At 70.7% G+C, this 26,155-nt stretch carries 20 protein-coding genes, 3 tRNA genes and 1 pseudogene; 9 read left to right on the top strand and 15 right to left on the bottom strand.

Features of this window, described 5'->3' with window-relative positions; genetic code table 11:
- Nucleotides 1–40 precede the first annotated feature (40 nt).
- Nucleotides 41–1,027, bottom strand: coding sequence for a nucleotidyl transferase AbiEii/AbiGii toxin family protein (locus CP968_RS22580; protein WP_229886550.1), 987 nt, complete (start codon nt 1,025–1,027; stop codon nt 41–43).
- A gap of 745 nt (nt 1,028–1,772) precedes the next feature.
- On the opposite strand from CP968_RS22580, the gene CP968_RS22590 reads away from it, so the two are divergent.
- Complete coding sequence (locus CP968_RS22590; RefSeq protein ID WP_150519732.1) at nt 1,773–2,945, top strand: RNA polymerase sigma factor; 1,173 nt, start codon at nt 1,773–1,775, stop codon at nt 2,943–2,945.
- 278 nt (nt 2,946–3,223) lie between these two features.
- Nucleotides 3,224–4,539: pseudogene (locus CP968_RS34980) on the top strand (helicase domain-containing protein); the annotation flags it as partial.
- 179 nt (nt 4,540–4,718) lie between these two features.
- On the opposite strand, the gene CP968_RS22600 reads toward CP968_RS34980, so the two are convergent.
- The 4 genes from CP968_RS22600 to CP968_RS22615 form a co-directional block, all read right to left on the bottom strand.
- Nucleotides 4,719–6,641: an ABC transporter ATP-binding protein gene (locus CP968_RS22600; protein WP_150519733.1), complete on the bottom strand. Its 1,923-nt coding sequence runs from the start codon at nt 6,639–6,641 to the stop codon at nt 4,719–4,721.
- Nucleotides 6,638–8,371, bottom strand: a complete 1,734-nt coding sequence (locus CP968_RS22605) for an ABC transporter ATP-binding protein (RefSeq protein ID WP_150519734.1) — start codon at nt 8,369–8,371, stop codon at nt 6,638–6,640. The genes CP968_RS22600 and CP968_RS22605 overlap by 4 nt, the downstream gene beginning before the upstream one ends.
- A 181-nt stretch (nt 8,372–8,552) precedes the next feature.
- Entirely contained in the window at nt 8,553–10,004 is a 1,452-nt protein-coding gene (locus tag CP968_RS22610; protein ID WP_150519735.1) for an FGGY family carbohydrate kinase, read from the bottom strand.
- Nucleotides 10,005–10,190: 186 nt separating this feature from the next.
- Entirely contained in the window at nt 10,191–10,496 is a 306-nt protein-coding gene (locus tag CP968_RS22615) for a YtxH domain-containing protein (protein ID WP_150519736.1), read from the bottom strand.
- 145 nt (nt 10,497–10,641) lie between these two features.
- Here CP968_RS22615 and CP968_RS22620 point away from each other — a divergent pair.
- The 4 genes from CP968_RS22620 to CP968_RS34985 all read left to right on the top strand — a co-directional run bounded on the left by CP968_RS22620 (nt 10,642) and on the right by CP968_RS34985 (nt 12,663).
- A tRNA-Asn gene (locus CP968_RS22620) sits at nt 10,642–10,714 on the top strand.
- 5 nt (nt 10,715–10,719) lie between these two features.
- Nucleotides 10,720–10,792, top strand: a tRNA-Asn gene (locus CP968_RS22625).
- Between the two features lie 185 nt (nt 10,793–10,977).
- Nucleotides 10,978–11,051: transfer RNA gene (locus tag CP968_RS22630), tRNA-Ile, on the top strand.
- Between the two features lie 238 nt (nt 11,052–11,289).
- On the top strand, nt 11,290–12,663 hold the full coding sequence (locus CP968_RS34985; protein WP_229886546.1) for a hypothetical protein: 1,374 nt from the start codon (nt 11,290–11,292) through the stop codon (nt 12,661–12,663).
- 66 nt (nt 12,664–12,729) lie between these two features.
- On the opposite strand, the gene CP968_RS22640 is transcribed toward CP968_RS34985, so the two are convergent.
- From CP968_RS22640 to CP968_RS22675, 8 genes are all read right to left on the bottom strand, one after another.
- Entirely contained in the window at nt 12,730–13,539 is an 810-nt protein-coding gene (locus CP968_RS22640) for a leucine-rich repeat domain-containing protein (protein WP_229886545.1), read from the bottom strand.
- Nucleotides 13,540–13,586: 47 nt separating this feature from the next.
- A complete protein-coding gene (locus tag CP968_RS22645) occupies nt 13,587–14,399 on the bottom strand; it encodes a phosphotransferase (RefSeq protein ID WP_150519737.1) in 813 nt (270 codons plus the stop codon).
- Nucleotides 14,400–14,484: 85 nt separating this feature from the next.
- Nucleotides 14,485–14,946 carry a glycine-rich domain-containing protein gene (locus CP968_RS22650; protein ID WP_150519738.1) on the bottom strand — a complete coding sequence of 154 codons (462 nt, stop codon included), beginning with the start codon at nt 14,944–14,946 and terminating at the stop codon, nt 14,485–14,487.
- A gap of 133 nt (nt 14,947–15,079) precedes the next feature.
- Nucleotides 15,080–15,271, bottom strand: a complete 192-nt coding sequence (locus CP968_RS22655) for a hypothetical protein (RefSeq protein ID WP_150519739.1) — start codon at nt 15,269–15,271, stop codon at nt 15,080–15,082.
- Nucleotides 15,268–15,567 carry a hypothetical protein gene (locus tag CP968_RS34990; protein ID WP_229886543.1) on the bottom strand — a complete coding sequence of 100 codons (300 nt, stop codon included), beginning with the start codon at nt 15,565–15,567 and terminating at the stop codon, nt 15,268–15,270. Before CP968_RS34990 ends, CP968_RS22655 begins: the two co-directional genes overlap by 4 nt.
- Before the next feature lie 197 nt (nt 15,568–15,764).
- The gene (locus CP968_RS22665) at nt 15,765–16,994 is read right to left on the bottom strand and encodes a helix-turn-helix domain-containing protein (protein ID WP_150519740.1); all 1,230 of its coding nucleotides are present in this window, start codon (nt 16,992–16,994) and stop codon (nt 15,765–15,767) included.
- A 149-nt stretch (nt 16,995–17,143) separates the two neighbouring features.
- Nucleotides 17,144–18,853 carry an AIPR family protein gene (locus CP968_RS22670; protein WP_167536835.1) on the bottom strand — a complete coding sequence of 570 codons (1,710 nt, stop codon included), beginning with the start codon at nt 18,851–18,853 and terminating at the stop codon, nt 17,144–17,146.
- Between the two features lie 647 nt (nt 18,854–19,500).
- The gene (locus tag CP968_RS22675; RefSeq protein ID WP_150519742.1) at nt 19,501–20,046 is read right to left on the bottom strand and encodes a PadR family transcriptional regulator; all 546 of its coding nucleotides are present in this window, start codon (nt 20,044–20,046) and stop codon (nt 19,501–19,503) included.
- Between the two features lie 55 nt (nt 20,047–20,101).
- Here CP968_RS22675 and CP968_RS22680 point away from each other — a divergent pair, with 55 nt between their 5' ends.
- Nucleotides 20,102–21,547, top strand: a complete 1,446-nt coding sequence (locus CP968_RS22680; RefSeq protein WP_150519743.1) for an MDR family MFS transporter — start codon at nt 20,102–20,104, stop codon at nt 21,545–21,547.
- Between the two features lie 203 nt (nt 21,548–21,750).
- On the opposite strand, the gene CP968_RS22685 is transcribed toward CP968_RS22680, so the two are convergent.
- The gene (locus CP968_RS22685; RefSeq protein WP_167536836.1) at nt 21,751–22,908 is read right to left on the bottom strand and encodes a carboxylate-amine ligase; all 1,158 of its coding nucleotides are present in this window, start codon (nt 22,906–22,908) and stop codon (nt 21,751–21,753) included.
- Nucleotides 22,909–23,125: 217 nt separating this feature from the next.
- Between CP968_RS22685 and CP968_RS22690 the strand changes: the two genes are divergently transcribed.
- Nucleotides 23,126–24,394: an MFS transporter gene (locus tag CP968_RS22690; RefSeq protein ID WP_229886541.1), complete on the top strand. Its 1,269-nt coding sequence runs from the start codon at nt 23,126–23,128 to the stop codon at nt 24,392–24,394.
- A gap of 113 nt (nt 24,395–24,507) precedes the next feature.
- On the opposite strand, the gene CP968_RS22695 is transcribed toward CP968_RS22690, so the two are convergent.
- The gene (locus tag CP968_RS22695) at nt 24,508–25,458 is read right to left on the bottom strand and encodes an NADP-dependent oxidoreductase (RefSeq protein WP_150519746.1); all 951 of its coding nucleotides are present in this window, start codon (nt 25,456–25,458) and stop codon (nt 24,508–24,510) included.
- Nucleotides 25,459–25,541: 83 nt separating this feature from the next.
- On the opposite strand from CP968_RS22695, the gene CP968_RS22700 reads away from it, so the two are divergent.
- On the top strand, nt 25,542–26,114 hold the full coding sequence (locus CP968_RS22700; RefSeq protein ID WP_150519747.1) for a TetR/AcrR family transcriptional regulator: 573 nt from the start codon (nt 25,542–25,544) through the stop codon (nt 26,112–26,114).
- Nucleotides 26,115–26,155 lie beyond the last annotated feature (41 nt).

Below are 26,155 nucleotides of genomic sequence, written 5' to 3' on the forward strand. Positions count from 1 at the left end.
GCACCTGCCCCCGCCCCCGCGCCCTGCCCGGGGCCTTCGTTCAGCGGGCCTCGGTCTCGGTCTCGTCGAAGACGGGCCGCAGGGCCGTGACCAGGCGGGTGAGGAACGTCTGCTCCCCGGGGCGGGCCAGGTGCGGGTACTCCCGCTCGAAGTGGCGCCATTCGGTGCCGGACCTTCCGGGCCCGCACAGGTTCGCGAAGTCCTCCAGCCGCACCTCCCGGTTCGGTGCCGGCCACTGCCCGGCCTGCCGGAAGACCTCTTGGAGCAGCCCGTGCGGGAGGGCGTACCGCTCCGCCAAGAGCGCCGCGTCGTACAGGTCCTTGCCCTGCGGGTGCCCGTCGCTGACGATCCACAGCAGCTTCCAGGCCAGCGACAGCGCGGGCGTCGCCGCCAGGACCACGGCGCCGCAGCCCAGTGCGACCGGCTCGGGACCGACCGTGAGGTGCTCGTCGAACACGAAGTCCAGCCGGACCTGGCCGGCCGACGGTCCGGGCACGGACCGGGACGGCACCATCCGCCGCCCCGGCGCCCGGTCGTACGTCAGATGTCCTCGCACAGCGCGCGCGACCCGTCGACCCCGGCATGCCCGTCGGCCGCCACCGCGATGCCCGCCAGCATCCGGCCGCTCCGGCCGTCCCCATCGCCCAGCTCTCCGGCACCACCACGAAGTCCAGCCCGGTTCCCGAGCCGCCTCCCCGAACCGGTCGGCGAGCAGCCCGCTGCCCCGCAACACCAGCGAGTCCACCCTCGGCGAGTCCGAGATCGCCAGCAGGACGGCCTCCATCGCGGCCCGCCGCGCCCGCGCCCGCGCGACGGTCCGGGCGGGATCGTCGAAGACCGGGTCACCGGCGCGGTAGGCCCGCAGGTGGTGGCGCAGCGACGGGTCGAAGTGCGCGGGCTGCCGCACGTCGTCCCCGGCCACCGGCCGCAGGGTCGGCGGCAGTTCGCTCGCGGACCGGGTCGCGTCGTCCAGTGGCTCGCGAGGGAACTCCCGCACGTGCCAGCCGAGTTCGTCCCACGGCGTCATCGGGCCCCTCCTTCATCCACCCGTCGTCCACCGACGGGCCGCTGTCGTACAGCACGAACTCCCTCTCCTGCGACAGGATCCGCTGGCCGGCGGCCACCACGTCCCCGACCGGCGCGTCGCACGCCGCGCCCGCCCCCGCCGCCGCGCCCGCCCCTCGCCACCGCTGCGTGACGAAGCGTTCCTGCCGGCCCTCCCCCTGCTCCCGCCGGGCGTTCCACGACAGGTGCGCCCCGCACGGGGTCACCAGGGACTCCAAGGCGGAACGGTCGAAACCGCCGGGCAGCAGCAGCTTCCGGTGGTGCTCGAAGCAACCGCCGCCCGGGCCCGCGGGCTCCGCGGTCCACGGAACCGTCGCCACTTTCACCCGCACCGGATCGAAGCCCGTCGTCCGCGGTTCCGGCGGCAGCCGCCGGTGGCCGTCGCGGTCCGGCATCGGCTGCGAGGGCATCAGGCCGCGGGTCAGCACGATGTGGGTGACCTTCAACTTCCGCGCCGCGGCCCGGGACCCGAGGCGGGCCGGCTCCGTGCGGTCCGGGCAGCGGACGGTCACGTGGGTTTCGTATGCCCCCATGCCGCCGATCTTCTCGGACATGCGCCCGAACCGCATCGGGGTTCTCGTCGGCGGGTAACCATCCGGTCACGCACCGGACTCAGAAAGTGCTCGCACGCCCCTCGTGACAGTGATGTGTCGTACCCCACACTGAGGTGCGGTGCCCCCGTCCTCGGAGCCCTGGAGGCCGCCCCCGTGCAGACCCAGACCCTGACCGTGAACGTGAGCGAGTCCTCGGAGGCCGACGACGCCGGGGCGGAGGCCGACGTCGTGGACGAAGCAGCGGACGCAGCGGACGCAGCGGACGAGGCCGTGGACGAAGCGGCGGACGGGCCTTCGGACGGGCCTTCGGACGATGCGGCCGACGAAGAGCCCGAGGTGCTGGAGCTGATCGAACCGGTGCCGGCCCAGCGCAGGCGCACACCCGCCGGCGGTGCGAGCCGGGACACCGGAGCGGGCCCCTCCGCCGACCTGTTCCGGCAGTACCTGCGCGAGATCGGCAGGATCCCGCTGCTCACCGCCGCCGAAGAAGTCGACCTCGCCCGGCGCGTCGAGGCCGGGCTCTTCGCCGAGGAGAAGCTCGGCAGCACCCCGGACCTCGACTCCCAGCTGGCCGTGGACCTCGACCGGCTCGTCGTGCTCGGCCGGATGGCCAAGCGCCGGCTCATCGAGTCGAACCTGCGGCTCGTCGTCTCCGTCGCGAAGCGGTACGTGGGCCGCGGCCTCACCATGCTCGACCTCGTACAGGAGGGGAACCTCGGGCTCATCCGGGCCGTCGAGAAGTTCGACTACGCCCGCGGGTACAAGTTCTCCACCTACGCGACCTGGTGGATCCGCCAGGCGATGTCCCGGGCCCTCGCCGACCAGGCCCGGACCATCCGCGTGCCGGTCCACGTCGTGGAGTTGATCAACCGGGTCGTCCGCGTCCAGCGCCGCATGCTCCAGGAGCGCGGGTACGAGCCCACCGCCGAAGAGGTGGCCGTCCAGCTGGAGTTGACACCCGAGCGGGTCATGGAGGTGCTGCGCCTCGCCCAGGAACCGGTCTCCCTGCACGCCCCGGTGGGCGAGGAGGACGACGTGGCCCTCGGCGACCTGATCGAGGACGGCGACGCCGCCTCACCGGTGGAGTCCGCGGCGTTCTTCCTGCTGCGCGAGCACCTCGAAGCCGTGCTCTCCACCCTCGGCGAACGGGAACGCAAGGTCGTCCAACTGCGGTACGGGCTCGCCGACGGCCGTCCGCGCACCCTGGAGGAGATCGGCCGGATCTTCGGAGTGACGCGCGAGCGCATCCGGCAGATCGAGTCCAAGACCCTCAACAAGCTGCGCGACCACGCCTTCGCGGACCAGCTCCGGGGCTACCTGGACTGAGCCCTCGGACCGCCGCGCCCCTCGTGGCGGCGCCCGCTCCGCTCGCCCACACGGACACCGCAGACGCCGCCGGGCGGGAACGGCCGAGCTGTTCCCGCCCGGCGCCCGGCGTGTCCGAGGACGTTCGGAGCAATGCGGGGGAGGGGGAGAGATCGGGTCCGCGTCGGGAGGGAACCACCGGGCGACCGCGCGGACAAGGGGGAGACCCACCTCTTGCCACTTTCAACTTGTAGCGCACAGGGGGGCTTGCGACGAGGCCCCGGCGGTCCTGCCGAGCCGGGGCGGGCGCCGCCGAGGAGAGCGACCCGGAGGTGGCCGCGCTGAAGGCCTCCGCCGACCTGGTGAAGGCCGTCGAGGCCGCCGTGCGGCTCCCCGAGGAGCCGTCCGCGCGGGGCATGACGGTGTCGACCGACCGGGCCGACCTCCGGCTGACCCCCGAGGACTGCGCCGAGGCCTTCGACGCGGTGGAGCCGGGCACCGCGCACAACGAGGCGCGCGAACAGATCCTGGACGAGCTCGTCTCCCTCCTCTTCGACCGGTACACCGCGGGCGGCGGCGAGGACCTCCCGTACGACCCGTTCCGCGGGTCGTTGCTGGAGGACGGGGAGCCCACCTCGGCCCTGCACCGTGCGTGGCCGCTCCTCGAACCGACCGACCTCGTCGGAGACCTGTGGTCGGTCCCCGCCTACCTGCGCAGGTGCGCCCCCCCCGGCTCGGCCGCGAGGACGTCGCAAGGCTCCAGCGGGCGGACGCGCAGGCCTGGACGGTCGGCGACCCGCCGCTGCTACTGGACGCCGCCCGGCGGCGGCTCGGCGACCCGGCGGCGGCCCGGCACAGGGCCCGCAACGCCGCCGCCGCAGCCGCCGAACGCGCACGCATGGCCGACGTCATCGACGCCATCCTGAAGGCCGACGACGACGGCGAGGACGCGGTGGCCATGCTGCTCGGGCAGGACCTGCGCGACACCCTGGTCGACGAGAGCGCCCTGACCGCCGCCGACCCGGACGGGCTCGCCGGCCCGTTCGCGCACGTCGTCGTGGACGAGGCGCAGGAACTGACCGACGCCCAGTGGCAGATGCTGCTCCAGCGCTGCCCGTCCCGCAGCTTCACCATCGTCGGGAACCGCGCCCAGGCCCGGCACGGGTGCCCGGATTCGTGCCGGGAGCGGCTCGAACGGGTCGGGTTCGACCGGATCGAGCTGGCCTCCCCGGGCATCAACCACCGCACGCCGCACGAGGTCATGGAGCAGGCCGAGCCGGTCATCCGGTGCGTGCTCCCCGACGCCAACGTGCCGGCGTCCATCCGCAGCAGCGGCGCCCCCGTCGTGCACGGGACCGTCGCGGACCTGGACCGGATCATCGGCAGCTGGCTCGCCGAGCACGCCGAGGGCACCGCCTGCGTCATCGGCGATCCCGCGTTCCGCGCGTCGCCCCGCGTCCGCTCGCTGACTCCGGCGCTCTCCAAGGGGCTCGAATTCGACCTGGTCGTCCTCGTCGGCCCGCAGGAGTTCGGGGGAGGGATCGAGGGCGCCGTCGACCGCTACGTCGCGATGACCCGCGCGACCCGTCGGCTGGTCGTCCTCACCAGTCCCTGACCACCCCCCGAACGCCCCCCAACGCGTCCGAACGCCCCGCCCCCGCCCCCCGAACGCATCCGAAAGCCCCCTGCCGACCCCTGACGAGTCCCCGGGAACCGCCTCGCCCCGCACCGGAACCCTCCCGGTGCGGGGCGAGGCGCGAACCGGCCGCGGCCGGTCCACCGAGCAGGGACGGCCTAGTCCACCTCGGCGACCGCCTGCGCGAACTGCGCCGCGTACAGGCGTGCGTAGGCACCGTCCGAGGACAGCAGCTCCTCGTGCGTGCCCTGCTCCACGATCGAGCCGCCCTCCATCACCAGGATCACGTCCGCGTCGCGGATCGTCGACAGCCGGTGCGCGATCACGAAGGACGTACGGCCGTGCGCCAAGCGCGCCATCGCCTTCTGGATCAGCACCTCGGTCCGGGTGTCCACCGAGCTCGTCGCCTCGTCGAGCACCAGGATCACCGGGTCCGACAGGAACGCCCGGGCAATGGTGATCAGCTGCTTCTCGCCCGCGCTGACCCCCGCGCCCTCGTCGTCCAGCACGGTGTCGTAGCCGTCCGGCAGGGTGCGCACGAACCGGTCCGCGTGGGCCGCCCGCGCCGCCTCCTCGATCTCGGCGCGCGTGACCTCGCGCGAGGCCCCGTACGCGATGTTCTCCGCGATGGTGCCGCCGAACAGCCAGGTGTCCTGGAGCACCATGCCGATGCCGCCGCGCAGTTCCTCGCGCGTCATCTTCGCGATGTCCACCCCGTCCAGGGCGATCTCGCCGCCCGTGACCTCGTAGAACCGCATCAGCAGGTTGACCAGCGTGGTCTTGCCGGCGCCCGTCGGGCCGACGATCGCGACGGTCTGGCCCGGCTCGACCGTGAGCGAGAGGTTCTCGATCAGCGGCTTGTCGGGCTCGTAGCGGAAGGCCACCTTGTCGAGCGTGACCTGTCCGCGCAGCTCCGCCGGGCGCTCGGGGACCTCGGCGTCCGGTTCCTGCTCCGGCGCGTCGAGCAGTTCGTACACCCGCTCCGCCGAGGCGACGCCGGACTGCACCAGGTTCGCCATCGAGGCGACCTGCGTCAGCGGCATCGAGAACTGGCGCGAGTACTGGATGAAGGCCTGCACGTCGCCGATCGACAGCGTGCCCGACGCGACCCGCAGGCCGCCGACGACCGCGATGAGCACGTAGTTGATGTTCGATATGAAGAACATCACCGGCTGCATGATGCCGCTGACCAGCTGTGCCTTGAACGAGGCCCGGTACAGGGCTTCGTTCTGTTCGGCGAACAGCGCCGCCGACTCCTTCTGCCGGCCGAAGACCTTGACCAGGTTGTGGCCCGAGTACATCTCCTCGACGTGGGCGTTGAGCGCGCCCGTCGACTTCCACTGCGCCACGAACTGCGGCTGCGACCGCTTGCCGATCTTCGCCGCGACGACCACCGACACCGGTACGGTCACCAGCGCGACCAGCGCCAGCAGCGGCGAGATCCAGAACATCATCACGAGCACGCCCACGATGGTGAGCAGCGAGTTCAGCAGCTGCCCCATCGTCTGCTGGAGCGTCTGGCCGATGTTGTCGATGTCGTTGGTCGCCCGGCTGAGCACCTCGCCGCGCTTCTGCTGGTCGAAGTACGACAGCGGCAGCCGCGACAGCTTCGCCTGGAGCTCCTCGCGCATGCGGTAGACGGTGCCGTTCATGACGTGGTTCGACAGCCTCGTCGCCACCAGCATCAGCAGACCGGCGACGGTGAACACCGCCAGCGCCCACAGCGCCACGACGCCCACGGCGCCGAAGTCGATGCCCTTGCCGGGCGTGAAGTCCGTACCGGAGAGCATGTCGGCCATGCCGCCCTGCCCGTCGGCGCGCATCCGCTCCAGCGCCTGCTGCTTGGTGATCCCGGCCGGCATGTTCCGGCCCACGATCCCGGCGAAGACCAGGTCGGTGGCGTTGCCGAGGATCTTCGGGCCGACCACCGCGCAGCCGACGCTGCCGACGACCGCGGCGACCATGCCCCACAGCTTGGCCCGGTCCTGGGCGAGCTGGCCCAGCAGCCGCTTGCCCGAGCCCTTGAAGTCCATGGACCGCTGGGCCGGCCCCATCATCATCCGTCCTCCGGGCCCGCTCATGCGGCCTCCGCCTCCGTCAGCTGGGAGAGCACGATCTCCCGGTAGGTCTCGTTGCCGGCCATCAGCTCGTGGTGGCGCCCCTCGCCCACCACCTGCCCCTCGTCCAGGACGATGATCCGGTCGGCGTCGCGGATCGTGGAGACCCGCTGGGCGACGATCACCACGGTCGCGTCCTCGGTCTCGCGGGCGAGCGCGGCGCGCAGCGCCGCGTCCGTCGCGTAGTCCAGGGCCGAGAACGAATCGTCGAAGAGGTAGATCTCCGGGCGCTGCACGAGGGTGCGCGCGATGGCCAGACGCTGGCGCTGGCCGCCGGAGACGTTGGTTCCGCCCTGGGCGATGGGGGCCTCCAGGCCGCCTTCCAGCGCGGACACGAAGTCCTTGGCCTGGGCCACCTCCAGCGCCTGCCACAGCTCCGCGTCGGTGGCGTCCGGGCGCCCGTAGCGCAGGTTGGAGGCGACCGTTCCGGAGAACAGGTACGGCTTCTGCGGGACCATGCCGACCGTCTTGGCCAGCAGCTCCGGGTCGAGGCGCCGTACGTCCTCCCCGTCGACGAGCACCGCGCCGCCGGTCGCGTCGAACAGGCGCGGGACCAGGCCCAGCAGAGTGGACTTGCCGCTTCCGGTGGAGCCGATGACCGCGGTGGTCTCCCCGGGCCGGGCCACCAGGTCCACCCCGCGCAGCACCGACGCCTCGGCGCCCGGATAGCGGAAGTCGGCCCCGCGCAGCTCCAGCTGACCGCGCCGGGCGAGCTCGCGCACCGGATCGGCGGGCGGCACCACGCTCGACTCGGTGTCCAGGACCTCCTGGATGCGCTCGGCGCAGACCTCGGCCCGCGGCACCATCATGAACATGAAGGTGGCCATCATCACGGACATGACGATCTGCATCAGGTAGGCGAGGAAGGCCGTGAGCTGGCCGATCTCCATGCCGCCGCTGTCCACGCGCATCGCGCCGAACCAGATGACGGCGACGCTGGAGATGTTCACGACCACGATGACGGTGGGGAACATCAGGGCGAGGAGCTTGCCGGCGGCCAGCGAGACGCCCGTCAGATCGGCGTTGGCCTCGCGGAAGCGGTCCTTCTCGTAGTCGTCCCGCACGAACGCGCGGATCACCCGGTTGCCGGTGATCTGCTCGCGCAGCACCCGGTTCACGGTGTCCAGCCGCTCCTGCATCTGCCGGAACAGCGGCCGCGTCCGGAAGACGATCGCGCCGACCGCCAGGCCGAGCACGGGGACCACGGCGAGCAGGACGCCCGACAGCTTCACGTCGAGCGAGAGCGCCATCGCGATGCCGCCGACGCACATGATCGGCGCCGACACCATCAGGGTGAAGGTCATCAGGACCAGCATCTGGACCTGCTGGACGTCATTGGTCGTACGGGTGATCAGCGAGGGAGCGCCGAAATGGCCGAGCTCCCGGGCCGAGAAGCTCTGCACCCGGTCGAAGACGGCGGCGCGCACGTCGCGGCCGACGGCGGCCGCCGTACGGGCGCCGAAGTAGACGGCGCCGACGTTGCAGACCAGCTGGACGAGCGAGACGGCGAGCATCAGCGCGCCGAAGCGCAGGATGTAGCCGGTGTCGCCGTTGACGACACCGTTGTCGATGATGTCGGCGTTCAGGGTGGGCAGGTAGAGGCTGGCACTGGTCTGCAACAGCTGGAGCAGGACCAACAGCAGGATCGGTTTCCGGTACGGGCCCAGATGGGTCCGCAGAAGTCGTATGAGCACGCGCAGGCTCCGGTCGGCAAGATCGAGGGGGTTCACCCCATCTTCGGCCAACCGGGGGCCCCAGCCCCAACGGATTTCGCAAAGCCCGGTCAAAAGGAGGAGGACGCCGGGCGCGCGGACCGGGACCCCGGCCCCCCGCGTCCGCCCCCGGTCCGGGAGCGGACGCGGGGAAGGCCGCGCCCTAGAAGGCGCCCGGGTGGATCTGCTCCCGCGTCGCGACGTACTGCTGGCGCACCGCCTGCCAGGCCGGGTGGTCCTCGCCCGGCTCGAAGACCTGCGCCGAGGGCGCCGGCCAGAGCGGCGGGGTGTGCGGAGCCAGCACGCCCTGCGCCACTCCCAGCGCCCAGGCCGCCTGGCGCGCCGCGCCCAGCGCCGCGTAGTCGGCCGGCGCGGGGACCACGATCTGCGTACCGAACAGCCCCGGTGCGAAGGCCTGTACGGCCGGCAGCTCGGCCGCCGCGCCCAGCAGGAACACCCGCCGGATCTCGACCCCGCGCGAGCGCAGCACGTCCAGCGCGTCCACCAGCCCGCACAGCATGCCCTCGAAGGAGGCCCGGGCCAGGTGCTCCGGCTTCATCGAGTCGCGGCGCAGCCCGGACAGGGTGCCGGCGGTGTGCGGCAGGTTCGGCGTCCGCTCGCCCTCCAGGTACGGCAGCAGGACGAGGCCGTGCGCGCCCGGCGTCGACTTCAGCGCGAGCTCGGACAGCCCCTCCAGGTCCGTTCCGAGCAGTTCGGCGGTGCCGCGCAGGGCCCGTACGGCATTGGAGGTGTTCACCACCGGCAGGTGCATGCCGCTGGCGTCGGCCAGCGAGGTGATCAGACCGCCCGGCTCCGACAGGGCCTCGTGGTGCACGGCCATCACCGAACCGGAGGCGCCCAGCGACACCACGGCGTCACCGCGGCCCAGCCCCAGCCCGAGCGCGGCGGCCATCGTCTCGCCGGTCCCGGCGGAGATCAGCAGCCCCTCGGGCGTGGTGCCGGCGGCGTCGGCCGGGCCGAGCACCTCGGGCAGCAGCGCCCGGTGGCCGAGGGCCAGCTCGACGAGGTCGGGCCGCCAGGAGCCGGTGGCCGTCGACCAGTAGCCGGTACCGGAGGCGCCGCCCCGGTCTGTGGTGCGCCGGGCCGGCCGGCCCAGCAGCTGCCAGACCAGCCAGTCGTGCGGGGACATCAGGACGGCCACCCGGCGGGCGGCCTCGGGCTCGGCCCGGGCCAGCCAGGCCAGCTTCGCCAACGGCTGCGCGGCGTGCGGCACCGACCCCACCGCCTCGGCCCAGGCATGCCGTCCGCCGAGCGCCTCGATCAGGTCCGCCGCGGCGACCTGCCCGCGCTTGTCGTTGCCGACCAGCGCCGGCCGTACGAGACCGCCCTGCGCGTCCAGCGGCAGCAGGCCGTGCTGCTGCGCCGACACCCCGATGGCCTGCACCCCTTCGAGGAGCCCGCCGCCGGCCGCCTCGCCGAGCGAGAGCAGCCAGGCCTGCGGATCGGTCTCGTGGGGCTGCGCGCCGCCGTCCGGTTCCCCCGACGACGGTGGATGGGGTGCGTACCCCTGGCGCACGACGGCGCCCGTCTCGGTGTCGCAGACGACGATGCGAGTGAAGGTGGAAGAGCTGTCCAGCCCGGCGACTATCCCCATGCGGAGAATTCTGCCGCACGCCCGCCCGGACCCGACCGGCGCGGCGGCCCCGGAGCGCCGGGGCCTCCCCCGGGACAGCGGCCGCGGAGGGCCGCGGACCGCTTCGGGCCCCCGGCCGCGGACCGTTTCGGGCCCGCGGGCCGGGGGCCCGAAGAAGTGCGTCCGGCCCGCGGGCCGGGGGTGCGGTCAGGTGTTGCTGGTGCCCCAGTCGTCCTCGCCGCCTCCGCCTCCGACCCGGTCGCGCAGCCCGCGCACCCGGCCGGCCAGGGACTCGGGCACGGCGTCGCCCACCTTCTCGCTCACGACCGCGAACGCCTTGCCGGCGAAGACGCGCCCGTTCTGCCCGGCGCTCTCGGCGGCGTTGCGCACCACCGGGTTCTGGGAGATCTCCCGCGCGGACTTCTTCAGCTGCTCGTACCGCTCGCGTCCGGCCCTGGTCCCGAGCACGTACCCGAGGGCCAGTCCGACCACGAACGTGACCTTGTACCGCATGCCTGCCACCCTTCGTCGTGTGGTGCCCGGCCGGCTGCAGATACCGATTGGCGGAGCACCCCCCTGCTTGCGCTAATCTATGTCTCGCGAAGGGCACTCGCCCCCCGGCAAGGCCGGAGGTGGGCTGTTCGATGCACCGCAGCAATCCCCTGTAGCTCAATTGGCAGAGCAGCCGGCTGTTAACCGGCAGGTTACTGGTTCGAGTCCAGTCGGGGGAGCGCGGTCCCCTGTAGCTCAATTGGCAGAGCATTCGGCTGTTAACCGGAGGGTTGCTGGTTCGAGTCCAGCCGGGGGAGCAAGGAAGAAGAGGACCCCGGGTGGGTCCTCTTCTTTTTTTGCCCCCGATCCGGAACCGGGCAGCCCTCGGCGCGGTCTCTCTGAACAGGCGAAGCCGATCATGCGAGGCATCCGAGGCAGGAGATCGTATGAGCGGCTATGCTGCGGCAGACGGCGCGCACACATGTACGCGCCACGCCGTGAAGGGGCGGTAGCTCAGCCGGTTAGAGCAGCGGACTCATAATCCGTCGGCCGTGGGTTCGAGTCCCACCCGCCCCACTGCGAGCCGCAGGTGCAGAAACGATCGCACCTGCGGCTTTGGCGTGTCCGGGGTCTGTCGTGCCATCAGGCGAGCCGAGCTCAAGCCTTTGGCTGGGAACCACCTGGGAACGCGGGTCGGCCGTCTCGGGCTGATCGCGGCGACGGCGCGGCACGAGTGAGGCGGCTTCTCGGCGGCGTCGCGCCCGACTCCACCCAGCAGGTGTGGATACAGGTCCGTGGTGATCGTCACCGTGGAGTGCCCGAGGCGCTTCGACGCGATCGCCATGTCGACCCCGGCGGCGAGCATCAGCGACGCTTGTCCGCGCCGCAGGTCGTGCAGCCGTACCCGCCGCAGCCGCCGGCGCTCCCCGGCGGGCAGGTGCGCGTCGTCCTCGAACCGGACGGCGTCGATCAGGCCGCCGAAGAGCTTGGAGACGTGATCCGGGCGCAGGGCGTCGCCGTCGTCATGGGCGAACACAAGCCCGTGGTCTCGGTACGCAGGCTTCCACTTGCGGCGCTCGTCCTCCTGTCGCAGCTTGTGACTCAGGAGCGCACCGACGGTCAGCTCGTCGAGGTCGATGATCCGATCCTCGCCGCTCGCCGTCTTCGGCCGGGAGAACATCAGACCGATGTGTCCCCCTTCGCAGTACGGACACGCCATGGGTGGCATGTCCCGCTTCTTGAGCCCGGACACCTGCATAATCTGCTGCCGCACGACGATCACCCGGCGGGCGAAGTCGACGTCGTCCCATCGGAGCCCGCACGCCTCACCGCGGCACAGGCCCGTTCCGGCGATCACCTCGAAGAGGGCGCCGAGGCGGTGCGTGCCGATGTGGTCGAGGAAGGCGCCGAGCTCGGCCGGCTCCCACGGGATGACCTTGGGGCGCTGAGAGGTCGGCAGCTCGACGTTCTTCGCCATGTTGAAGGTGATGAGCTGCTGCTTCACCGCGGTCGTCAGGGCGCTGCGCAGCGTCGCGTAAAGGCGGCGAACGGTCGCCGTCTTCCGCTTCCCGTCGTTGACCTCGGCGAGCAGCTTGTCGACGTGCGAGGGCCGCAGGTCGCGCAGGCGTATGCGTGCAGCCCGCGAGCGGGCAGGCGCCGAGCCGGACGGCATCGAGCGCACGACCAAGGCGGCGGCCGAGCAGATCCGCGCGTACGCCGAACGCATGTCGGCCCCGACCGCGCGCGACGCAACCGAGCACTCCTCGCCGAGGCTCGCCGGGGACGCGCGTGGGACCGCACCCGAGCCCTGCTCGACGCCGGCCGCAGCGCTGCCGATGTGATCGGCTCGGCAGACGTCGACACCCTGCGCGCTCTGCGCGTCGAACTCCCGTCGTACCTCGCTGCCAGGAGCGCCAAGCCCGAGGGCTTGGCCGGCCTCGGCTGGACCGAAGCGGACCCGGCCCCGCTGCTGCGCATGGTCGACCGGGCCCTCGTCGACCGCCTGCCCAAGGACCAGAGCGCGGCCCTGCGCATCCGCCTCGACCTCGACCAGGCCGAGCCCGGTCTGCGTGAAACCGTCGCAGGTCTGCGGCGCCAGGTCGACGGCTCAGCAGCCGACGGTGGCGGGCTGCGCAGCGCCATCGCCGCCCGCTTCGCCGACCAGGAAGCGGTGCAGCTCGATGCGTAGCTGACAAGCGCGCCCTACGAGCACAGACCCGCCAACCAGCGGAGCTGTGCTTTGTAAGGGAAGACGTCAGGCCGAGTCAGCTGACGGCTGGACCGCTTCCCATCCGCCCAAGTGAGGCAGAGGAGCGTGCTTGGCGGCGCCGGACGGCAGCGCGGCGATGCACGCGGCCGAGCAGGCATTGACGAGCAAGGGCAGGACGTCGGTGGCGACCACGAGCGAGATCCACCGCTGGTGAAGTTCTCGTCCCTCCACCGGTCCGTCACAGACACTGCACGTGCTGATTGCTGTCGTGCCCCACTGCTTCGGGTCCAGTGCGGCGAGGTGGCCGCCGGACTGGACCTCGCCTGTCGTCCGCAGCCGGGGGAAGGGCGGGCGGTACTTGAAGTTGCCGAACAGCGAGCGGGTGCTGACCGTGCTCCTCGCCAGCTTCGAGCACCGGGTGATCTCGTACGGGAACCAGTGCAGCCGGTGGGACGTGTACGGGCTGAACTCCTCCAGATTCGTCATCGCGCCGATCTCCGGCGGAATGCGCACGAGATTGCTGCCGTAGAGCCTCAGATGCTTGACCTCGGTCAGTCGGGCGATGCTCGCGGGCAGGGTGATGACGTCGCGCCGCTCGTGCGGGCTGAGCTCGACGAGCGGGTTGAACTCCTCCCTGCCGTCCGCGGCCGCCTCTTCGACGAGCGCGAGAAGGCGCAGCCAACCCGCCGAGGACGTGTCCTGCTGCTCTCCGTGGAAGCCGACCCGGGCACGTGGTTGCACCTTGTACTGGTTGAAACAGGCGCAGCGTTCCCGGTGGATGGGCTGACCGTCCGGCCCGATTCCTTCGGGCCATCGGTTCGCGAACAGGCGGGGCTCCGGGCTGGTGGCATCCATACGGCCACGATAGGAACCCCATTGGACGGTCGCACTCGGATTCGGTACTAAGCGTTGTGCACGTGCTGACTGCTGCGATGCACGGTCCAGGCTCGGGCGGCAGCGATCAGGGGGGCGCGGTGCGGCGCCGGGTCGCTGGCAGCGCGGCTCTCCCAGACGCCACAAAGGGTGGCTGCGAAGGTGGCGACGGCCGAGGGCTCGACGTTGCTGTAGGCGGGCACCGCTTGGGCGAGGGCTTCGGCCTGCTCCGCGGTGTGGCCGGCGTGAATGAACCGTGGGATGGCGAATGCTGCGTCAGCCCATGCCGGGCCGGGGCAGGCAAGAGCCCAGTCCAGTACGCGGATGCCGTCTTCGGTGACAAGCATGTTCAGCGGTGACACATCGGAGTGGACGAGGGCCGGGCCTTCGAGATCGGGGGAGCGGTCGGCAGGGAAGAACCCGGACCAGCGGATGTGCAGGGGCTTCTTGCGAACCTGCTCGGGCCACGGTGTCTCGGACATGGTGGTGAGCGCGTCGAGGACGGGGCCGAGGTCGGGGGAGCCGGGGCTGAGGTCCGGGTGGTGGCCGAGGAGGTACTCGTACCCGGTGAGCAGCCAGCCGCCGGCGTCGACCTGCCAGAGCACGCGGGGCGCGAGCGGTGCGACTCGGGTCACGCGCGCCTCGTAGTCGTACATCCACGCTGTGGGCTCGTCGCTGCGGGTGCCCTTGACGAAGACGGGGCCGGTGGCGGTGTGGAGAGTGCAGGCGAGGCGGGCCATGACGCCGGTCTCGGCGGTCTCGGCGTGCTCGACGGGGCCGGTGTAGGTCTCGACGGCGCTACGGGCCTCGGGTGGGAGCTCAAGCCATGCGGTGCGGTCCACCCGCTTACTCCTCGTGCAGAACGGAAGCCGGTCCCCGGCTCGGCCACAGAGTGGCACAAGCCGAGGACCGGCCGCAGGCGGTACGTCAGGCGTACTTGGGGCTGTTGTGGCAGTTGGCGTGGCACTGCGAGCAGTCGGCGAGGTCCAGCTCGGGCCAGAACTCCATGTCGATCACGAACCCGGCCGCGACGATCGCGTCGACCGTCCGGGCGCGCAGGGCCTTGCCGCCGCCGTGTTCCTCCTTGTCGAGGAACCCGGGCTGGTGGTGGACGAACTTGCCGATCGTCCCCGAGCAGAAGTCCTGGTACGCCTGCGTGTGCAGCAGGAAGGCGTGCCAGAAGTCATCGACGAGCGGCGACGGGCTGAGCGGGGTGTCGTTGTACGCGCCGGCCGCTAGGAAGGCGATCATCTGGCCGACGCCGCGGTCGGCCTTGTCGTCGGTCAGTGCGGGGAACTTGGCCTGCATGTTGGACACGAGCGTCGCGCGCAGCTTGGCGCCGATCAGATTCCGCGCGTCGGTCGCGGGACGCTCCTGGATTACGGTCACGGTCCTTGCCTCCTTGGTCAGTGGTGCATGGGACGTGCTGTGAAGCACCTCGGCCGGCGCGACTGGGGACGGTGCCGGCTGAGGGGTGCCCCGCCCGCCCGGGTCTGTCGGATCATCCGAGCGGGCGGGGAGATCAGAGCGCCGGGAATCCGGCGTCGGGGATGGTCATGGCCGACAGTGCGTCGCGGTGGCTGAGCTCAGCGGTGGTCATGGTGGCGAGCGCGGCGAATCCCGCGGCGGTGCCAAGCACCCATATCCAGCTCAGGAAGCGGCCCACCGGATCGCCGGATGCGGCCCCGCGCTGCGCAGCATGGCGCGCGGTCATGCCGCGTTCCCCTGCGTCTGCTCGCGCTGGGAGATGAGTCGCTCGAACTGGATCGCGTACAACTCGACCTGGTCCGGGGTGAGGACGAGCAGGGACTCGGCCGTACCGCCGTCGTCGTAGTGGACCAGGACCGGCAGCGCGCTCTGCTGGGCCCGGTGGTCGTACACGGCGTCGCGCCGCATCGGGGTCACGTACGTGGCCTGCGCCGGGACGGGGCGCAGGGTTGTTCCGTCGGCCGGCGCCGACCACTCGTCGCCACCGCCCGGCGGACGCAGGTGGTAGGTGCTGGCGCCCACTCTGGGCAGCGTCACGATGACGCCGATTCGCCCGTCCTTGGCGGTGTCACGGGCGAGGTCGCCGAGTCGTGGGTAGAACGGTCCGGCCGTCCCTAACTCGTCACCCGGTGAAGGGAGATGGGGTGTTGGTCGTCCTGTCATGCCTCAGAAGTTAGGGGCGGGTCAGGGGCCCCATATGAATCGGAGGAATACCGCCCTCATCCGTCCAGGTGGAAGCGGTCTGACATGCGGCGCAGCTTCTCGCGGGTGGCGATGCGCTCGGCGTAGACGATGCCTCGGAGGGTCGACCGGGCGATCGGATGGTTCCGTACGAGCTGGGGGGCGATCCGCTCCGCGGTCTCCAGCTCCGCGAGCGCGCGGTCACGGTTGCCGTCCCACAGCCACGCGCGGGCGAGGTCCATGTGGTGATGGCCCTGACGGGAGTTGGGTAGAGCGGCGACGAGCTCGGGGGCCGTGCGACGGTTTATGGCGAGGGCCTTGGTCTGCTCGCCGGTCTCCAGGGCGACGCTGATCGCGTGGATCTGCACGTTGCCGGGGGAGAAGGTGACCGAGTGCCGGTCGTAGATCGGAGGGTTGTGGTGGCCTGCCATCCGGCGGGCAGCGTCGCGGGCGTGGTTGATCCGCTCGTCGGCCTCGGCCGGTCGGCCGGCGCGGGCCGCGGCAACGGCGGCGCGCAGGTGGAGCGTGCCCCACATCCGTAGGGCGAGCGGCTCGCCGAGCTCGTACTCGCGCTGCACGCTGGCGATGGCCTTGTCGGACAGGGTGAGCGAGTCGTCCCAATCGGCTGTGGCCCACATGTCCCAGACGCGCATCCAGTCGGCGAGCGCGGGCATGACGGGGTCGGCCGAGAGGCGGGCCGCCCATGCGGCGCGCTCCGCCGCCATGGCGACGAGTTCGGGGTGCCCGAGGGCGTGCGCGGCGGTGTGGGCGAACTTGCACGCCACGGCGTAGATCGCGAACGCTTCCTCGCGCTCGTGGCCGTTCGCGGCCTCGGCCAGGGCGCGAGCCTCGCGGAGGAGGTCGGGGAGGGTGGCGAGGATCGCCGTGTTGGCCGCCGCATCTCGCAGGCGGTGCAGGCGGGTCATGTCCCGCCACAGCTCACCGGAGGCGCGCGGGGCGCCGTCGAAGATCGGCGCGAGGTCGTAGCGGCGCAGCTCGCGCAGGATGGATGCGGCTGAGACCTGCCACTGATTCTCGGCGGGGCTACTCGCGTACGGCCGGCCGATCAGGTCATTGGGATGCACGTGCAGCTCGGCGGCCACGAGGTTCAGTAGCCCAACTCGGTCCAGCTCGATCAGGCCGCGCTCCATCTTCGAGACCCAGCCCTGGGTCTTGCCCAGGGCGGCGGCAAGGTCTGCCTGCGGCATACCAAGCCGCAACCGCGCCCGTCGTACGCGACGACCGATCTCCTCGGCTTCCTCCAACATCCGGGCGCCTCCATCTGTGGTGATCTATCAGACTCCTCTTGCTAGCAACGTACCCATGAGAGCGCTGACTCGGGCGAAGCTGGATTTGGTCATGACTGCCGGGCGCTGGGTTGTGAGTCCGGCGCCCGGTCGAGTGCACAACACTGGGGCTACTTGTGGCCTGCCGCCCTCAGGAGGACAGGGACGAAGCCGGGGCCCTTGGCGATCTTGTCGAAGGAGCTTTCCGTCGCAGCGGAAAACGCGTCGCGTTCCCTGATCAGCAAGTAGAGAAGGCTGAAGAGAGAGTCCTCGTCCGAGTGAGATTCCTGATCGCTCAATTTTCGTAGTTGCTGGGGATTGTGTACGGCAGACCCAAGTAGTTCGGCTGCGCTGAGCATGGCCAGGTGAAACCGAAGGTCGGTGCGCTCGGATGGGTGGACATCATTCGCGAGAAATTCGTCTACGATGCGCTGCTGGCGAGCGAGCCACAGATATACAGGCAGCGGTGTTGTCGCGGAAAAATACTTCCTATAGTTGCTTGGGCTCTTGAGTAGACTGGACGGGCGCGAACGTGCGCTATGGGGTTCACTGAATCCCATAGCTGCCAGTGCTTGAGCAAGCAGAGGAATTCCGATAATTCGATTCGCCGGTTTCCCTAGGTTGCGGTAGTAATTCTTTCGGCGGTCGTAGAACCAGTCATGTTCGAGGAAGAAGGCTTCGATCTTTCGTTGATTGTCGTCCGTCGCATGCAGAGAAGCGTCGTGGACTTTGGTCTGCCTGTTTGTCGCACGGATTACTTTGTCCCGTTCCTCCATGTTGTTTGTTTTTAGAATGCGAACCTGGATGAGGCCGCTGAAGGAAGGGTGATCAGGTTCCTGATGTAGCAAGTCGCGCAGTGCTTCATGAACCGTGTGCGAGGTCTGCAGGCCGTTGACGATCTGGACATCATCCAGCGAGAAGACTTTCCCCCCTACGGTCCAGGCTCGTGAGCACGTGATGGTTACTCCGTTGTTGAGCCACCAGAACTGTGGAGCAGAGTGGTCTAGGAGAGAGTCCCTAATCTCGCGGTTAACCTCGACACCGCCCTCGTAGTCGCGCACGTTCCAGTCGAAGATGTGGCGGCGGAGAGCCCCCTCCTCGTCGCTGATGAAGCCGAGGTAGTCCCTCAGTGTTACGAGCGCGATATGACTCGCGCCGTGGGTGATGCTTTCAGCGTATGGAAGTTCCAGTGTGTACGACCGCACTTGGTTTGATCGCTGCCACAGTTCCGACACGCCAATGAATTCAACCTTTCCGACTCCTCCAGTGAATTTTGCGGCAAAAGCGCTTTCCAGATCGCGCGCCTTCTTCTCGACTTTGGAATTCACGTCGGAGACTTCCCCGCGACTTACGTACGAGAATCGAACTTCGACTTGTGGGTTTCGAGTGACTATCGTTGTAAGTGTTCGCCGGAATCGCGAAACATTAGCTACGAGCTCAGCCCCGTACAGTTCTAGGAGGTCTTCCTCGGTCTCCTCCAGGTCCAAAAGGCGCCGGGTCGAAGAAGCGGCGAGGTCGATCGCCGTTTCCGTGAAGGACTTTTCACGTTTGGCCTGAACAAGCCAGAGCAGGAGGCGCGACCCCCGTGGGACATCGGCTGGTGGAGGGGTCTCGTCTTCCTCTGCAAGCAGCCGCTCGTTGAGGAAGACGAACACCCCGTCGATCGCGCCGTCCCCGCCGCCCCCGATCACCCCGGCTTGGATCTCCTCAAGGGAGAGGTCTCCTGTCGTGACTGCTTGTTCGCACGCGAAGACCTCGAAGATCTTGTCTGCGAGCAGCGGTGACACTGCTGCCCGTTGCTTGAGTACCTGATCAATCAGTACGAGGTCATTACTCGCCACTACGCAGCTCCTCACGCCCGAACCGCAGAGGGCAACTGCTCTGCGGAGGATGCGCTTTGGGTGCATACCCGTCCATCATGCCCATGGTTTGGGCGCGAGCGGCGCGCAGTCCGACTATTGGCTGGTCATCTTGCCGCTGGCGCGACTGTTGATCTTGTTGGCGACCCGGCCGGCGTGAGCCTTGGCTGATCAGGCGGGTCTGGGGACCTTCCCTACGTGCTCGCAGAGGTGCGGACCGGGACCCGTGTGCGGGCGGCGGCGATGTGAGGGGCGCGGTGGAGGGGCCGGATCGGCGGCGGCGCGGCTCTCCCGCACGGCGCACAGCGTGCGCGCGGAGGTGTCGAGGCCCGAGCGGTCGGCCGAGTGGCCTGCGGGTCACGACGGCGTCGATTCGGGTGTCCCCGAATTCCCCGCCCCGTGAGGGGAGCCGGGGTGTCGCGGCCCGGAAGTCCGGGGTGCCTCGGGGCCCGTGTGGATCGGAGGAATGCCGCTCTCATCCGTCCGGGCGGCGGCGGGAGTTCGTCCGGGCTCGGTGTACGGGAGGGCGTGAACCGTGAGCTCGTCCCGATGCGCCGCCCCGGTTCCCGGCCGGGTCCCGCCCCGCCCCGCCCCATCCCGTCCCGCTCGCAAGGTCGGCGGCGGTGGGTCTAGCGCCGGTCTTCCTTCTCGGCCTTGTTCTCCAGGTCCTTCGCCGTCTCCGCCGCCCAGTCCCTCATCATCGTCGCGTTGCGCAGCCCCAGTTCGAGGGCGTACCTGCCGAACGGGTCGTCGGGTGCCGTCCTGGCCTCCACCTCCTCCTTCAGGTGCTCTACTTCGGCCAGTTTGGCTGCGTGGCGCGCCTCCTCGGCGCGCATGACGGCCGCCGCCTCGCGTGGCGGGAGGAGGGTGACCAGGAATCCGCGCAGTGCGGACTCGTTGCGGACGCCGCGGTAGAGGTCGTCGCCGTTGACCCACTCCGTGATCTCCCGCCGGCCCGCGTCGGTGACGGTGTAGACCTTGCGCCCTCGCCCGTCACCCGCGTTCTCGACGGTCACGGCGCCGGACTTCACCATTCTGGCGAGCTCCGGGTAGATCTGCCCGTGCTTGGCCTGCCACGCGAGGTTGATCGACGTGTCGAACCTCTTGGCGAGTTCGTAGCCGGTGGCCGGGCCGTGGTGGGCGAGCGTGCCGAGCAGGGCGATCCGTAGTGACATGACTCCAGAATACCCAGACATTGACCTGTCAACCCTGACATGTAAGCATCGACACATGAAGCCACCCTCTCGTACCGCCGACGGACTGCTCCTCGTCGCCATCCTCGGCGGCATGTTCCTGGCGATGCTCGACCAGACGATCGTCGGCACGGCTCTGCCCCGCATCACCCAGGACCTGGGCGGCGGCGAGCTGTACACCTGGGCCGTGACGGCCTACCTCCTGACCTCCACCATCACGGTCCCGCTCTACGGCCGGCTCTCCGACGTCTACGGACGCAAGCCGCTGCTCCTCACCGGCATCGCCGTGTTCCTCGTCGGCAGCGCCCTGTGCGCGGCGGCACAGGACATGAACCAGCTCATCGCCTTCCGGGCCGTCCAGGGTCTCGGCGCCGGCGCCCTGATCCCGTTGTCCCTCGCCCTGGTCGCCGACTCGGTCCCGCCCGAGCGGCGCGGCCGGACGCAGGGGGCCGTCGGGGGCGTCATGGCCTCCAGCTACGTCCTGGGCCCCTACCTCGGAGGCGTGTTCACCGACCAGGCGAGCTGGCACTGGGTCTTCCTGGTCAACCTTCCCGTCGGCCTGGCCGTGCTCGCCGTCATCTGGCGCCACCTGCCCGCCGGAGCCCGGATGCCCGACGCGGGCCGCCCCGACTACGCCGGCATCACCGTGCTGACGGCCGCGATCAGCGCACTGCTGATCGGCCTGACGATGAAGGGCGTCGACGGCCACGTGTGGTCCGACCCCGTGGTCACCGGGCCCATCGCCCTCGCGCTCGTGCTCCTGGTGCCCTTCCTCATGATCGAGCGGCGGGCCGCCCAGCCGATCATGCCCCTGCGGCTCTTCCGCAACCGCACCTACACCCTGGTCAGCATCGCCTCGTTCTTCTCGGCCTTCTGCCTCTTCTCGGCCGTCGTGTTCCTGCCCCGCTACTTCCAGGAGGCCCTCGGACACAGCGCCAGCACCAGCGGCCTGCTCCTCTACCCGCTCATGGTGGCCATGGTCGCCGGCAGCCTCCTCGCCGGCGCGCTCCTGAGCAGGACCGGACGCTCCCGGATCTGGCTCGCCGCCGCCGCCGTGTCGGCCGCCGTGGGATCACTGCTCTTCACCCGGCTGGCGCTGGACACGTCACTTCAGGTCATGTCCCTGTGGATGGTGCTCATCGGCATCGGTATAGGTCCCATGCTCTCCGGCCTCACCCTCGTCATCCAGTCAGCGGTCAGGCCCGCCGACCTCGGAACCGCCAGCTCGAACATCACCTTCTTCCGCCAGATCGGCGGATCCGTCGCACTGGCCGTCGCCGGCAGCCTCTACGCCGACACCCTCGGCGACCACATGGGCCGGGGCCTGCACCAGGCGCAGGCCGCCGCGACCGCCGCGGTCATTCCCGGTCTCGCCGTCGTCGGCGCCCTGGCCACGCTCGCCGCCGTGGCCTTCCTTCCCCCGCCGCGCACCGCCGCGGCGACAGCACCCACCCGGGACAGCCCTCTCACCTCGCGGGCCTGAAGCGACCGCCCGAACCCCATGGACAGGAGGGCCCGGTGGCACACGCACTGGTCGTCGGCCGGCGTACCCGGGAGTTCGCCCGCCGCCCGACGTGCCGGCGACTCACCCCGGGCCGCCCGCGGGCGACCCGCGGGCGCACAAGGATGCGTACGCCTGCGGGCTCGGCGGGGGGTTCGGGTGTGCGAGGGTCGGGGCGGTGCCCGTCAGAGGGTCTCCGTTTCGTCTGCCAGGTGGCGCAGGACGTCCGTCAGGTCGTGGCGGCGGGCGAAGGCCGCGCGTTGGCGGTGGGCGCCCGAGCCGTCGCGCAGCAGGGCGGCCATCGTCTTCGCCGCGTGGTCCAGGTCGCCGGCGGCGGCCAGTTCCGGGGCGACCAGGTCCAGCAGGGCTTCGGCCAGGTCGGCCGCGGGGACCTCCTCGCCCGAGTACGGGTCCAGGCCGAAGCCTTCGAGGCCGTCGTGCGCCGCGCGCCAGCGCGCGAGGTGCAGTACGTCCTCGCGCAGGACCGGTTCGGGACGGCCCTCGGCGTTCTCCCGCAGGGCCGTGGCCACCAGGGCGCGGGCCAGTTCGGCCTGGAGGACGGCCGTGTCGATGTCGGGGGACATGTCGGGGGCCCGGATCTCCAGGGTCGGCCAGCGCAGGGAGGGGCGGAGGTCCCAGTAGACCATCTTGACGTCCAGGGCCGCCCCGGACGCGAGCAGGGTCTGCACCGAGCGGCGGAAGTGGGCCGTGGAGGTGAAGTGCGGGGGCAGTCCGGCCGAGGGCCAGCCCGACCAGGCCATCGCCCGCCAGCTGGCGTGGCCGGTGTCGCGGCCGCCCCAGAAAGGCGAGTTGGCGGCCAGCGCGATCAGCGTGGGCAGCCAGGGCCTGACCCGGTTGGACACCGTCACCGCGGTGTCCACGTCGAGGGTGCCCACGTGGACGTGGCGGCCGCAGCTGACCAGGGTGTCGGTCAGCGAGCCGAAGCGGCGGTGCTGCTCGCGCTGGCGCGGTTCGTCGTCGGTCAGGTGCAGCGGCCCCTCCACGGGCAGGACCGGCGAGGGCGCCGCGAGCAGCCGGCAGCCGTGGGCGCGGGCCGCCCGGCCCAGGGTGCGCCGCAGGGCCACGAGTTCCTTGCGCAGGGCGGTCGCCGAGTGGGCGACGGGGGTGGAGAGCTCCACCTGGTAGCGGGTGCCCTCGGGGTGGAGCTCGCCGGGCAGGCCGCCGGCGGTGGCGAGGACGTGCGGGGCGGCGGGGACCACCCGGAAGGTGCGGGCGTCGACGAGGAGGAACTCCTCCTCGACGCCGACGGTGAGGGGGACGGCGGTGCGCACCGTGTGGTGCGGGTCGCCGGTGCTCGTGGTGCTGTTGCCAGGTCCGATCACTACGCCTCCCTGGACATACATACGAGTCTTTCATCATGAGCGGGACGGCCGGGGAGGAGCGCCTGTCGATTCGGTCAAATGTCCGATGATAATGGCGAGTTAGCGGCAAACGCCGTTTCGGATGGGGCCGAGGGGTCGAACGGGGCGACTGTTGCCGCTGCGTGAAAGGCGGAAAAACTCCCCCGGGCCCACGCCCGGACGGTGGTTATCATCCGGGGTGACCCGTACGACCGAAGCGACCCGCACCCGCGCCCTGTCCCGAATATTCGCCGACCTCACCCCGCTCTCCACCTCCCCGGACTACCGGCGGCTGTGGATCGGCGGCACCATCTCCTGGATCGGCCAGGCGATGACCGCCCTCGCGATCTCGCTCCAGGTCTACGACATCACCGGCTCCAGCTTCTCCGTCGGGCTGGTCGGCCTCTTCTCGCTCGTCCCGCTCGTCGCCTTCGGCCTCTACGGCGGGGCCATCGCCGACACCGTCGACCGGCGCAAGCTCGGCCTCTACGCCTCCCTCGGCGCCGCCGCCCTGTCGGTCGCGCTCGCCACCGCCGCGCTGTTCGGCTACCACCACGTCTGGTTCCTGTACGCCGTCGTGTCCCTCCAGGCGGTGTGCGGGGCGCTCACCGGCCCGGCCCGGTCGGCCATGATCCCCCGGCTGCTGCCGCCCGAGCAGCTGCCCGCCGCCAACGCGCTGAACTCCGTCACCATGACCTCCGGCTTCATGGCCGGACCGATGCTCGGCGGCCTGATCGTCGGCTGGTGGGGCTTCCAGGCCGCCTACCTCGTCGACGCCGTGACCTTCTGCGCCGCGCTCTACGCGATGTGGCGGCTGCCGTCGATGAAGCCCGACCGCGCCGAGGGGGCCCGGGGGAGGGCGTCCGTCATCGACGGCCTGCGGTTCCTCGGGACCCGGCCGAACATCCGGATGACCTTCTTCTCCGACCTGGCCGCCATGGTGCTGGCGCAACCCAAGGCGCTGTTCCCGGCCATCGCCGTGCTCTGGTACGGCGGCGACGCCAAGACGGTGGGCCTGCTCGTGGCGGCGCCGGCCGTCGGGGCGCTGCTGGGCGGGGTGTTCTCCGGCTGGCAGAGCCACATCCGCCGGCACGGGCTGGCGATCCTGCTCGCCGTGGCCGCGTGGGGCCTGGCCATCGCCGTCTTCGGGCTCACCCGGAACCTGTGGCTCGGCCTCTTCTTCCTGGCCCTGGCCGGCTGGGCCGACACCATCTCCATGGTGTTCCGCTCCACGATGATGCAGGCCGCGACCCCGGACGACATGCGCGGCCGCCTCCAGGGCGTCTTCATCGTGGTCGTCGCGGGCGGGCCCCGGCTCGGAGACTTCCTCGCCGGGACCGTCGCCGACCTGACCTCCCCGGCCGTGGCGATCACGGGCGGCGGGCTCTGTTGCGTCCTGGTGCTGGGGCTGCTCGCCCTCCGCTGGCGCAAATTCGCCCACTACGACGCCCGGTCGCCGCAGGCCTAGTACTCCAGTGTGACTTCGCGATCTCGTAGAGACCCTGGTCGGGAACGGGTGCGGTCACCCCGTGACCATCGGGGTGTGTGGACTCCTTTCGCCTGACCACGCCAGCAGGGTGATCACAGGACGAGCATGAGTTTGCCGCCGGGGCGGCGGGATCGGCTGAGCTTGGCCGCTTCCTGGATCTGGTCGAGGGTGTAGGTGCGGGCGACTGGTACGACCAGGATGCCTTCGCCGGCGAGCCTGGCGAACTCATTGATCTGGTCGTAGCGGATCTCGGTAGTGATCCGGACGCCCAGTTCGGCTGCGGCGGCGAAGTCCGAGACGGTGAGGACGCGGTCGGGATCCCCGGTCAGCTCGATCAAGGTCGGTAGCGAGCCGCCGGCCGGACTGGGCTGGTCGGCGCGGTCGATCCGGCCCCCGGTCGGCGTGGTGTCCAGGGCGCGGTCCACGGGGCCTGGGGTCAGTGCGCTGACGCGTTCGGTCATGCCCTCGCCGTAGGCGGTCACCTGGGCGCCGATCTCTTCCAGGGCGGCGGCCCGAGTCGGCCCGGCGGTGGCTATCACCCGAATACCCCGGTGCAGCGCGAAGCGCACCGCCGCCTCACCCACGGTGGTGCCTGCGCCGTGGACGAGCAGCAGCTCGCCCGGCTGAACGCCGAGGTCGTCGAGCGCGCGCCACGCCGTCTCGGCCGCCATCGGCAGCGCGGCGGCCTGCTCGGCGGTTACGCCCTCGGGAATGCGTGCCCAGTCCGGCATCAGCGCGTACTCGGCGGCGCCGGCCGTCGGGCCGTCGAAGGCGGCAGGGCCGAACACCCGGTCGCCGATCTGGACGCCGGTGACGCCTTCGCCGAGCGCGTCGACGGTACCGGCGACTTCGAGGCCGAGCCCGCGCGGCAGCGGCGGCAGATGGTCGGCGAGGAGACCGTCGACGACGTGCCAGTCGGCCGGTGTCAGGCCGCACGCCCGCACAGCGATGCGGATCTGGCCGGGTCCCGGCTCCGGCTGTGGGACGTCGCGGAGCACGATCACGTCCGGGGAACCGAACTGGTCGAATTGCAGAGCCTTCATGACGATCTCCCGACTGATGACAGCATCTGTTGTCATTGACCGTACCAGCCGATAACAGCTCCTGTTGTCGTACGCTGGTGGGTATGCCGCGATGGGAATCTGACGCACAGGGCCGGCTCGAACGCGCGGCGCTCGAGCTGTTCGAGACGCAAGGGTTCGAGCGCACCTCGGTCGCGCAGATCGCAGGCGCCGCCGGGCTGAAGGAGCGCTCCTTCTATCGCTACTTCCCCGACAAGCGGGAAGTCCTCTTCGCCGGCAACGAACTCGAGGCCCATCTCGTCGCCCAGGTCGAGGCAGCCGACCCCGGCCTCACGCCGATCGAGGCGCTGCTGGCCGCGCTGGGAACCGCGGAGGAGATCTTCCGCCCGCGCGAGTTCCTGCTGCGCCGGGCAAGGGTGATCGCCGCCAACCCGGCGCTGGCCGAGCGCGATCTGATCAAGCTCGCCGCCATCGCCGACGCGCTGGCACCGGCGCTTGAGCGCCGCGGCGTCGAGCCCGGAAAAGTACGCTTCATGATCGACGTGGTGCTGGCGATCCACCGGCGCGCCATGCCCCGCTGGCTGGCCGAGCCGGACACCACCCTCGCTCAGCTCATGGCTCAGGCCGCCGCCGAGCTGTGCGAAGTGGTTGCGCCACCAGCTCCAACGATCCGCTGAGTCGGCCGCGGAACATGCCTCGCAGGTAGGCGTAGAACCGG

Source organism: Streptomyces subrutilus (assembly GCF_008704535.1).
Lineage (GTDB): Bacteria > Actinomycetota > Actinomycetes > Streptomycetales > Streptomycetaceae > Streptomyces > Streptomyces subrutilus.

What these genes read in the sequence shown, in the direction of transcription:
- CP968_RS22700 (WP_150519747.1), top strand. Translation starts at nt 25,542, where the DNA reads ATGCCGCGATGGGAATCTGACGCACAGGGCCGGCTCGAACGCGCGGCG.
- CP968_RS22615 (WP_150519736.1), bottom strand. Translation starts at nt 10,496, where the DNA reads ATGCGGTACAAGGTCACGTTCGTGGTCGGACTGGCCCTCGGGTACGTG.
- CP968_RS22695 (WP_150519746.1), bottom strand. Translation starts at nt 25,458, where the DNA reads ATGAAGGCTCTGCAATTCGACCAGTTCGGTTCCCCGGACGTGATCGTG.
- CP968_RS22655 (WP_150519739.1), bottom strand. Translation starts at nt 15,271, where the DNA reads ATGACCGCGCGCCATGCTGCGCAGCGCGGGGCCGCATCCGGCGATCCG.
- CP968_RS22640 (WP_229886545.1), bottom strand. Translation starts at nt 13,539, where the DNA reads ATGGATGCCACCAGCCCGGAGCCCCGCCTGTTCGCGAACCGATGGCCC.
- CP968_RS22600 (WP_150519733.1), bottom strand. Translation starts at nt 6,641, where the DNA reads ATGAGCGGGCCCGGAGGACGGATGATGATGGGGCCGGCCCAGCGGTCC.
- CP968_RS22580 (WP_229886550.1), bottom strand. Translation starts at nt 1,027, where the DNA reads ATGACGCCGTGGGACGAACTCGGCTGGCACGTGCGGGAGTTCCCTCGC.
- CP968_RS22665 (WP_150519740.1), bottom strand. Translation starts at nt 16,994, where the DNA reads ATGTTGGAGGAAGCCGAGGAGATCGGTCGTCGCGTACGACGGGCGCGG.
- CP968_RS22675 (WP_150519742.1), bottom strand. Translation starts at nt 20,046, where the DNA reads ATGTCACTACGGATCGCCCTGCTCGGCACGCTCGCCCACCACGGCCCG.
- CP968_RS22680 (WP_150519743.1), top strand. Translation starts at nt 20,102, where the DNA reads ATGAAGCCACCCTCTCGTACCGCCGACGGACTGCTCCTCGTCGCCATC.
- CP968_RS22610 (WP_150519735.1), bottom strand. Translation starts at nt 10,004, where the DNA reads ATGGGGATAGTCGCCGGGCTGGACAGCTCTTCCACCTTCACTCGCATC.